The sequence below is a fragment of the Liquorilactobacillus vini DSM 20605 genome, assembly GCF_000255495.1.
GTDB classification, from domain to species: Bacteria; Bacillota; Bacilli; order Lactobacillales; family Lactobacillaceae; genus Liquorilactobacillus; species Liquorilactobacillus vini.
In genome coordinates, this window is record NZ_AHYZ01000042.1 from 1 (window position 1) to 10,636 (window position 10,636).

Annotated in this window: 9 protein-coding genes; all 9 read right to left on the reverse strand. The window is 38.2% G+C overall.

Annotated features, from left to right (window positions below; genetic code table 11):
• The coding region (locus tag ON15_RS02250) for a PolC-type DNA polymerase III (protein ID WP_010579852.1) at window positions 1-2,425 on the reverse strand (2,425 nt) is incomplete at its 3' end.
• Window positions 2,426-2,454: 29 nt separating this feature from the next.
• Entirely contained in the window at window positions 2,455-4,182 is a 1,728-nt protein-coding gene (locus ON15_RS02255) for a proline--tRNA ligase (protein ID WP_010579853.1), read from the reverse strand.
• Between the two features lie 41 nt (window positions 4,183-4,223).
• Window positions 4,224-5,492: an RIP metalloprotease RseP gene (gene rseP / locus ON15_RS02260; RefSeq protein ID WP_010579854.1), complete on the reverse strand. Its 1,269-nt coding sequence runs from the start codon at window positions 5,490-5,492 to the stop codon at window positions 4,224-4,226.
• A gap of 33 nt (window positions 5,493-5,525) precedes the next feature.
• Window positions 5,526-6,311, reverse strand: coding sequence for a phosphatidate cytidylyltransferase (locus ON15_RS02265; RefSeq protein WP_010579855.1), 786 nt, complete (start codon window positions 6,309-6,311; stop codon window positions 5,526-5,528).
• A 4-nt stretch (window positions 6,312-6,315) separates the two neighbouring features.
• Window positions 6,316-7,092: an isoprenyl transferase gene (locus tag ON15_RS02270; RefSeq protein WP_010579856.1), complete on the reverse strand. Its 777-nt coding sequence runs from the start codon at window positions 7,090-7,092 to the stop codon at window positions 6,316-6,318.
• Window positions 7,093-7,219: 127 nt separating this feature from the next.
• On the reverse strand, window positions 7,220-7,783 hold the full coding sequence (gene frr, locus ON15_RS02275) for a ribosome recycling factor (RefSeq protein WP_010579857.1): 564 nt from the start codon (window positions 7,781-7,783) through the stop codon (window positions 7,220-7,222).
• A 2-nt stretch (window positions 7,784-7,785) separates the two neighbouring features.
• Complete coding sequence (pyrH, locus tag ON15_RS02280) at window positions 7,786-8,508, reverse strand: UMP kinase (protein WP_010579858.1); 723 nt, start codon at window positions 8,506-8,508, stop codon at window positions 7,786-7,788.
• Window positions 8,509-8,679: 171 nt separating this feature from the next.
• On the reverse strand, window positions 8,680-9,558 hold the full coding sequence (tsf, locus tag ON15_RS02285) for a translation elongation factor Ts (protein WP_010579859.1): 879 nt from the start codon (window positions 9,556-9,558) through the stop codon (window positions 8,680-8,682).
• A gap of 90 nt (window positions 9,559-9,648) precedes the next feature.
• Complete coding sequence (rpsB, locus tag ON15_RS02290) at window positions 9,649-10,443, reverse strand: 30S ribosomal protein S2 (RefSeq protein ID WP_010579860.1); 795 nt, start codon at window positions 10,441-10,443, stop codon at window positions 9,649-9,651.
• Window positions 10,444-10,636 lie beyond the last annotated feature (193 nt).

Consider the following 10,636-nt stretch of genomic DNA (forward strand, 5'->3'; position numbering starts at 1 on the left):
TTTTAGCTGAAATTTCAGCAGGCCCAGTAACAACCACTTTTTTAGCTTCAGTTTCTCCCAAGAAAGCAAAATCCTGCAACATTTCATTAGTTGTCCGAAAATGGGCATCAGGCAATTCTGGCAGCCGGTTTAAAGGATTAGCACCACCTTCAGAATTGATCAAAATTTTACGATAAATTGCATCTTCTGGATTTAAATAATGCACATCACCAGTTGCCGCCACTGGGATCCGCAAATCTTGGCCCAGTTGAATCAAATTATGAATAATTTCTTCCAAATCTGCTTCATTTTTTACCAATTCTTGATCAAGTAGCGGTTGATACATAGATTTAGGTTGAACTTCAAGATAGTCGTAAAACCGAGCTTTTTTTTTGGCTTCATCGTATCCTTTTTGCATCATTGCCGTAAAAACTTCACCACTAGCACAAGCTGATCCCACCAATAATCCTTGGCGATATTTGGTCAATAATGAACGCGGAACTCGCGGAACTCGATAAAAATATTTAATCATTGAAGCAGAAACTAACTTAAATAAGTTTTTCAAACCAGCCTGATTGGCTGCCAAAAGAGTTGCATGATAGGGATGCTCATGTTTATAAGCTGCACTTTGACCAATATGCTGATTAAACTCATCTTGAAAATGAATCTTAAACTTCTTTTGTGCAGCTTTCAGCATTGCAAAATAAACATACCCCGTTGCCCGTGCATCATAAATCGCCCGATGATGATGTTCCAATTTAACGTCTAAAAGTTTGGTTAACTTGTTCAACCGAAAACTCTTCAATTGGGGATACAAGAGTCGAGCCATTGGCAGTGTATCGAGCCATGGCTCAGAAATCAGTGGCAGTTGATGACGTTGGTAACCAGTATTCATGAAGTCCACATCAAAAGTGGCATTATGCCCAACAATTATGCAACCTTGACAAAATTTTTGGAAGAGTTGAAAAACTTCCTTTTCACTTTTTGAACCATGAACCATTTCATCGGTGATACTAGTCAATTCAATTGTTGTCTTTGATAAAGGATGACCGGGATCAATAAATTCTTCAAAACTATCAATTTCAGCTCCATGGCGCATTTTTACGGCCGCTAACTCAATTACTTTATCATAGCGGGCTGATAAACCCGTAGTTTCAGTATCAAAAATTACATAAGTAGCATCATCCAAACTCACATGCTGTTGATTATACGCAATCGGCATCCCATCATCGACCAAATTGATTTCGACCCCATAAAGGATTTTAACACCAAACTTTTCTCCAGCAGCATGAGCTTCCGGAAAAGCCTGTAAATCGCTATGATCAGTAACTGCAATTGCTGGTTGTCCCCAGTCTGACGCTTGTTTGACATAATCAGTAATACTATTAGTTGCATCCATCGTACTCATATTAGTATGCAGATGAAGCTCGATTCGCTTTTGATCCTCAGGCTCGGTATCTTGACGCTTTTGATGGGTGACTTGATTAAGATCATAGGCGTTGATCACCAAATCATGCAAAAAGTTATCCTCTTGAACATTTCCACGAACTTTGACCCATTGACCTTCTGCCAAGGCTGCAAACGCCGCTTCATCTTCTTCATTGCGAGAAAATTTTTTGACAACAATCGAAGAGCTGTAGTCAGTGATCTTCAAGATCAACAACTGACGTGATGAGCGCAAAGTTCGTACTTCTTTATCAAAAATATACCCTTGAACAATAACCGATCGCTCTTCCTGCTCAATTTCACTTAACTGCATTGTTGATTCAGCATCGATCCGCTTGCCCAAAACTACTAAGCCATTTTCTTTAATCGGTGCCGCAGTTGACTTTTTCTTTTGTTGTGATTGCTGCTGAATAGCTGCTAAAGCTTTTTGAGCTAAAGCCTCATCAGATTTCTCTTGTCGTTGCTTAAACTCCTCAATTTTCTGTTGGGATTTTGACTGATCGACCATTGTATGGATCACAAACTTTGGGAAGCCTAAATCCTGATAACCCGCTTCAATTGGTCCTAAAGCCTGATTGACCAAAAAATCTTTAATGATTTCATTATCGGCCAAAATTATGACACGACCATCTTCGATATATGGCAGATTATGATTAAATAATTCTTGCAACAGCGGTGAATTGATCTCAGCATGACTAATGACCCATTTCCAATAATCAGCCAATAATTGATTTGACATACGGTTTTGATCTGAAGTTTTAAAACGTACCTTGACTTTAGCAATTGATGCAAATGCCGTTTGCAACTGTTGATTAAACTCAGCAAAAAGCTGATAAGGCCAAATTTGTGGACAACTCAAGTAAAAATCCCAACGTTGAGATTTTTGATGAATTAAAACTTTGGCAATTGCTGTTTGCTTTAACAGCTTCTGATCTGAATCAGGATGCCAAGCGAGCTGATCCAGTAATTTTTGAAATAACTCGTACTGATCAATTCCCAAATCTCATGCATCCTTTCTAAACTTAATTATTAAGATCTCTTAATCATCGTCTTTGATAAAATCGCCAGTGTACTGATTAACTCAGCTTCCTTAACTTCAACAGTCTCACCACTGCGACGCATTTTTATTTCAACAATTCCATCAGCCGCTTTTTTGCCAACCGTGATTCTAACAGGCAGCCCTAACAAATCAGCATCAGCAAATTTAACTCCTGCCCGTTGCTTCCGATCATCTAATAAGACTTGGTAGCCAGCTGCTTCTAATTGACCAGTGACTTTAGCAGTTAATGCTTTTTGCTCATCATTTTTAAGGTTAATTGGAATGACATGAACATCAAACGGAGCAATTGTTTCTGGCCAAATAATACCATTTTCATCACAATTTTGTTCAATTATTGCTGAAAGCAAACGTGAAACGCCGATTCCGTAGCAGCCCATGATAATCGGCTGCTGACGGCCATTTTCATCCAAAACATCTGCCGAAAGAGCCTTAGTATAACGTGTCCCCAATTTAAAGACATGTCCAATTTCAATTCCACGGGTAAATTTCAACTTACCTCGACCATCAGGTGAAATTTCGCCTTCACGAACTAATCTCAAATCAGTGAATTCAGCGACATGATAATCTCGTCCAAGATTAGCATTTAAATAGTGAAAACCATTCTGATTAGCACCAACGATTGCATTTTCCATTAATTTGACATCTAAATCAGCCAGGACCTTTAAATTCGCGGCTGCTCCTTGTAAACCAACTGGACCAAGTGAACCAAAGTCAGCTCCCAAAAGCTGCCTAGCTTCTTCTGTTGTAGCCAACCTAACTTCATTAACACCAAGATAATTAGTAAGCTTAACATTATTTAACTCATCAGTTCCTCGCAATAAGACTAACAGAGGTTGCTCATCTGCAAACAACAATAAAGTCTTAATAACTCTTTTTTCATCAACCTGCAAAAGCTTGGCAACTTCACTGACCGATTTAGCATTTGAAGTCGCAACTTTTTGCAATTCTCCGATTGCTTCATGAACCTTTTGGTCGGAACGTTGATTTTTTGCCATTTCTAAATTGGCAGCATAGTCACTTTGATCTGAATAAACAATTGTATCCTCACCAACATCGGCCATTGCCATATATTCTTTCGATGCATTACCTCCCATGGCACCGACATCCGCAATTATCTCTCTGAATTTCAAACCACAACGCTCAAAAATTCGTTCATAAGCCTGTTCCATCTGATGATACACGCGATCAAGACTTTTCTCTTCGGCATGAAATGAGTAAGCGTCAAACATCAAAAACTCACGTCCACGTAATAAACCATATCGTGGACGATCCTCATCACGATATTTCATTTGAATTTGATATAAAGTCAACGGCAATTTTTTGTAAGATTTAATCGCATCCCTAATAATAACTGTAAAGGTTTCTTCGTGTGTTGGTCCTAATAAAAAATCACGTTGATGGCGGTCTTTTAATTTAAACATCTCTGGGCCATACGTCTCATACCTGCCTGATTGGCGCCATAATTCAGCCGGAATTACTGCGGGAACCAGCATTTCAACGGCATCAATTTTTTCCATTTCTTCTCGGATAATAGTTTCAATTTTTTGAATCACGCGATAAGCCAGCGGCAAGTAGGCATACATTCCTGCTGAAATTTGTTTAATATAACCCGCTCGCAGCATCATCTTGTGGCTAAGAGCTTCGGCATCACTCGGAACTTCCTTAACCGTCGGAATTAGCATTGTTGATTGCTTCATACAAAAATCTCCCTTTGTTTATTTCAAAATTTAAAATTCATTTAAAAAAAGTAACGCTGAATGTCATTCCAAGTCACCAAGATCATCAAAAGCATTAAAAAACCAAACCCAATTAAGGTCAAAATACCTTCTTTTTCTGGTGATAGTGGTTTGCGACGAATTGCTTCAACCACATTCAGTACTAATTTACCGCCATCCAAAGCTGGAATCGGGAAAAGATTAACCACACCTAAGTTTAGTGATAAAAAGGCTAATAAGTTGATAACACTAGTTAAACCATATTTAGCAGCCTGTGATGTATAAGAATAAATTGCAACTGGGCCACCTAAATCATTTAAACTAAATCCCTGGGTAAACATTGATTTAATAGCTGTTAACAACTCTATTAATAAATTCCAACTAGCCGTAAAGCCATAAGCAGCAATTGCCGCAAATGAATGGTCTTGACTAGCTTCAATTCCAATTATCCCGACTTTTGTCCCATTCTGTCGTTCACTTCTTGGCGTGACCCAAATCTGTTTAAGCTGATGCTGACGTTTGATGGTAAATTTAACTTTTTTACCTGGATGACGACTAATCTCTCGAGCCAAAGCCTGCCAATCTTTAGTTTTTTTGCCAGCAACCGCCACAATCCGATCACCAGTTTTAATTCCTGCTTGGCGAGCAACTGAATCAGTGGTAAAAGCTCCAACTTGATTAGTAGTTTGGTAAACACCACCTTGCAAGAATGCAACCAAAGCAAAAGCAACAATCGCTAATAAAAAGTTATTCATTGGTCCAGCAAAATTAGTTAACATTCGTTGCCAGAGTTTGGCTGATTGGAATTGAACATCCCGTGGTGCAATCCTGACTTTTGTCCCATCTTCTTCAATAACTGAGGCATCGTGACTGACCCGATAACGTTTGAGCTGTGAATCATCACCATTCAAATAACCTTCTAGCCATAACTCATCTGTAAGATCCCATTTGCTGAGCTGCAGGGGTATACCATTAAACAGTAATTTCTTTTGACTGGTATTGATCACACTGACTTGATCAGCTTGATTTAATTGCAAACTAACAATTTGTCCAGGTTTAAATTCCTCCTCATCGTCTTCCAATCCAGCCATTCGAACATAGCCGCCAAGGGGCAAGATCCTCAATGTATAGGTGGTTGTAGCAGTCTCATGAGCAAAAATCTTTGGTCCCATTCCAATTGAAAATTCACGAACCAAAATACCAGCCTTTTTAGCAAAATAAAAATGACCGAACTCATGAACTAAGACTAAAATTCCAAAGACGATGATAAATGTCAAAATGGTAATTACCATTACTCAAATCCTTCCTTGTTTGTCTGGAATAACTTAGATCAAAAACATAAAGTGAGCAACTGGCAACACAAACAACAAAGAATCAAAACGATCTAAAATGCCGCCATGCCCAGGTAAAATGCGACCAGAATCTTTAACTCCATAAAATCTTTTTAAAGCTGATTCAACCAAATCGCCGAGCTGGCCAACAATTGATAGAAGCAAAATCATACCTGCTGCTAGTGCCCAATTAGTAATCTGTGGCCAAATAAAATTGAAAATAATTCCAACAACCAAAGCTAGCAAGGTCCCTCCGATCGATCCTTCCCACGTTTTATTGGGACTGATATGTGGGGCTAATTTATGCTTGCCAAATTTGCGGCCAAACAAATACGCTCCAGTATCAGTTGACCAAACAATTAATAATAAGAAAAATAAAGTTGATAACCCTGCTTGACGCGCTGCCATCAGGTAATGAAATCCCATCGAAATGAATAATCCACCCATTAATAAGACAGCTGCATCATCAAAAGAAAAACGATTGCGTGTTATTACAGTGTATAACAACAAGACCAGCATCAAGAAATAAAAAATCGTAAATCGTGAGCTATTCGATGGTAAAAAGCCAAGCCATGTTGTTGGTACTAACAGCATAAAAGCGGCTAAACCACTAAATAACGCTTCTGGGGAAACTAATAATTTCTTCCGCATGATCAAGATCTCTGATAAGGCGATTAAACCTAGGATAATCGCTAAAATGTCGAACGGTGTTTTACCGATGATTGCTAAAGGAATAAAAATCAGTAAAGCGATGACTGCAGTAATTACACGTTGTTTCATTAAACTACTCCTTTTTCAAGCCGCCAAAACGACGATTGCGGCTTTGATATTCAATAATATTTGCTTTCAATTCTGCTGGAGAATAGTCTGGCCATAAAACCTTTGAAAAGACAAATTCACTATAAGCGACTTGCCATAAAAGAAAATTAGAGATTCTTTCTTCTCCACTGGTTCGAATTAATAAATCCGGATCAGTAAACTGACCTAATTGAGCAGTCATCAAATGCTCAGCGAATAATTGCTCATCAATTTGTTCTGGCTTTATTTGCTGATTAACTGCTAAAGTTGCCAAATCTTTGGCTGCTTTAATCAATTCATCTCGTCCTCCGTAATTAATTGCAAAATTTAAAATCATCCCTGTGTTATTGGCCGTATCCTTGATCGCTTTTTGAACAGTTGCCAAAGTTTTAGGTGGCAACCCAGTTAGTTCACCGATTACGAAAACGCGGACATTATTGGCAATTAATTCTGGCATAAAAGTTTTAAAAGAAGTCGCAATCAGGCTCATTAGAAAACTAACCTCGCTTTTAGGACGTTTCCAATTCTCAGTCGAAAAAGTATAGAGTGTCAAGACTTTAACACCTAAATCACTAGCAGCTTTGGTAATCTCCTTAACAGTCGTTAAAGCTGCTTTATGGCCAGCTGTCCGTGGAAGATGCCTTTTTTGAGCCCAGCGCCCATTTCCATCCATAATAATCGCTATATGATGTGGAATTCTTTTTAAATCAAGTTGTGCATCATTTGGCAGCAATGGATCATTTTGCAAATAATTGGAAAACATGATTACGACCTCCTGTAACTTTAAAAAAACAACTTTTTTTCTTTTCAGATAACTTATTATCTGAAAAGTTCAAAGTTGCTTTCCAAATGTTCAGTAACTTAATAAGCAATCCTTAATACTAACTCGACTAATCATCAAGAATCTCTTTTTCCTTATCTGCCTGGATCGCTTCAACGGCTTTAATTGCTTGGTTGGTGACTGTCTGAGCTTGATCTTCAAAATTGTGTAATTCATCTTCATTCAAATCACCATTCTTTTCAGCTTTCTTTAAACCATCCATCATTTCACGACGAATATTTCTAACGGCGACTTTACCTTTTTCAGCTTCAGCTTTAACCTGCTTAGCCAATTCCTTCCGCCGTTCTTCTGTTAACTGTGGAATTACCAACCTAATTGCTGTCCCATCATTAGTCGGTGAGATCCCTAAATCTGAAGCTAAAATCGCTCGTTCAATCTCCTTTAAAGCTGATTTATCAAAAGGTTTGACTAACAAAACGCGCGCTTCTGGAATTGTAATCTGAGCTAATTGGTTTAAGGGCGTCGGTGCCCCATAATAATCAACTTTAATGCGATTAAGCAAACTTGCATTCGCTCTGCCTGCTCGAATTCCACCTAAATCACGCTGCAACGCTTGTTCAGCTTTTTTCATTTTTTCTTGTGCATTTTGAATAATTGGATTGTTGATCTTCATCTCTATTTTCCTTTCACTGTTGTTCCGATTGGTTCACCTTGGATAACACGTTTGATATTTCCACGTTGATTCATATTAAAAACAACCAACGGAATATCATTATCCATTGATAAAGAAGAAGCTGTTGTATCCATGACATGCAGACCTTTATTAATAATATCTAAATGCGTTAATTCATCAAACTTAACCGCATTAGCATCCTTTTGCGGATCAGCCGAATAAATTCCGTCTACGCCATTTTTAGCCATCAAAATCACATCAGCATTGATTTCTGAAGCTCTTAAAGCAGCCGTAGTATCCGTTGAAAAATATGGGGAACCGGTACCCGCCGCAAAAATAACGATCCGTCCCTTCTCCAAGTGACGAATTGCCTTTCGTCGAATATAAGGTTCAGCAATTTGACGCATTTCAATTGCCGTTTGAACCCGCGTTGGAACAGCTAGCGATTCCAAATTATCTTGAAGCGCCAAGGCATTCATTACCGTTGCCAACATTCCAATATAATCAGCTTGTGAGCGTTCCATTCCCATTTGAGCACCGGATTCACCACGCCACATATTACCGCCGCCAACAACGATTGCAATCTCGACACCCATTTTATAAACTTCTTTAATTTCAGCAGCCACCTTTTTGATTTCAGGAGGATTAATACCTACTTGTTGTTTTCCCGCTAAAGCTTCACCGCTTAATTTTAATACGATTCGTTTATATTTGACGTCCACCATGATGGCCCTCCTCTGAAATAATTATCTGTGCAGGTATTTCAACGCACATTTATTATTATTTTACCATAAAAACAGACTATTTAATATCTTTAATTCATTCGTCGGTTTGCTAAAAAGACTACCTATTCTAAAATAAATAGAACAGATAGTCTTGAAAAGTTTCATAAAATCTTAACCTTTTACCTGGTTCATAACTTCTTCAACAAAATTATCAGCCTTTTTCTCAATTCCTTCGCCAACTTCATAACGAATAAAAGAAACTAATTTTCCATTTTTTGAAGCTACATATTTGGCAACTGTTTGATCTGGATCTTTAACAAATTCCTGATCAGCCAAACTAACTTCTGCAAAGAATTTATTAAGTCGACCAGCAACCATTTTCTCAACAATCTTAGCTGGTTTGCCTTCATTTAACGCTTCTTGTTTCAGCACTTCTTTTTCATGCTCTACTTCAGCTACTGGAACCTGAGTACGATCAACATACTTAGGATTAATTGCAGCCACATGCATTGCCACATCTTTAGCAACCGTTGTGTCAGCACCATCAAGGACAGCAATTGTGGCAATTTTACCACCCATATGAAGATAAGAACCAACCGATTGACCAGCTTGCTTTTCAATGACTGAAAAACGCCGTAAAGAAATTTTTTCTCCAATCACTTGAGTCGCTTCAATAATTTTATCATTGATCGTCACACCATCGACTGGCAAGTTTAAAGCAGCAGCAACATCAACTGGCTTATTTTTCGCGATCGTTTCTGCAACTAGCTTAACGAGTGCTTTAAATTTGTCATTCTGGGCAACAAAATCTGTTTCCGCATTAACCTCAACAATTGCGGTAACATTGCCAACTGTTTCCACATCAGCTAAACCTTCAGCGGCAACCCGATCGCTTTTTTTAGCAGCTTTGGCAACTCCTTTTTCCCTTAACAAATCAATTGCCTTAGCTAAGTCACCTTCAGCAGCGACCAATGCCTTTTTAGCATCCATGATTCCAACACCAGTTTTATCGCGCAATTCCTTGACTTGACTAGCAGTAATTTTTGCCATTAATAAATCCTCCTTAAATTAAAGGCTGCTCAAACTTTAGGCTACACATGCCCGTGTTCGAGACAGCCTCAGTTTTAATTATTCAGCATCTTATTTGTTTTGATTGTTTCCTTCAACAGCTTCAACGATTTCTTCAATTGATTCTGTTTTGTCATCTTTTTTTGTAGCAGCAGTTTTAAGATCGTCGGCCTCAGTTTGATCTTCACCTTGACGAGCCTCAACAATTGCATCAGCCATTTTAGAGGTAATCAAACGAACTGCCCGAATAGCATCATCATTTGACGGAATCTTAACATCGATTTCATCCGGATCAGCATTAGTATCAACCATTGCGATGATTGGAATATTCAACTTACGAGCTTCTTTAACAGCAATCCGTTCTTTGCGCGGATCAACAATAAATAAAGCATCTGGTAAATGCGGCATATCTTCAATTCCACCTAAGAATTTTTGAAGCCGATCTCTTTCTTTGACCAAAAGAGCTACTTCCTTCTTTGGTAAAACATCAAAAGTACCATCTTTTGACATTGACTTAATTTCTTTCAAACGTTTAATTCGTTTTTGAATCGTATCCCAGTTAGTTAAGGTCCCACCCAACCAACGATGGTTAACATAAAACTGACCCGCACGTTTAGCTTCTTCTTCAATTGCATCTTGTGCTTGCTTTTTAGTTCCAACAAATAAAACAACTCCATTATTGGCAGCAACATTTTTGACAAAATCATATGCCTGATCAATCAATTTTACGGTCTTTTGTAAATCAATAATATAAATTCCATTTCTTTCGGTGAAGATATATTTCTTCATCTTTGGATTCCAACGACGAGTTTGATGACCAAAATGAACACCAGCTTCAAGCAGCTGCTTCATAGTTATAACAGACATTCTAAAACCTCCAAATTTGTTTTTTCCTCCCTTAACGTTTAGCTTTGAGGACTCCAATGAGCACCCTGAAAACCACTGCTAAGGTGTGAATTGGTGTCAAAACACCTTTTTGATTTTATAATAAATCAACCACAAGTGCAAGACATTATCATCATTTTGTTACTAAATTGTCTGATTTTCCTTGTTGACAAAC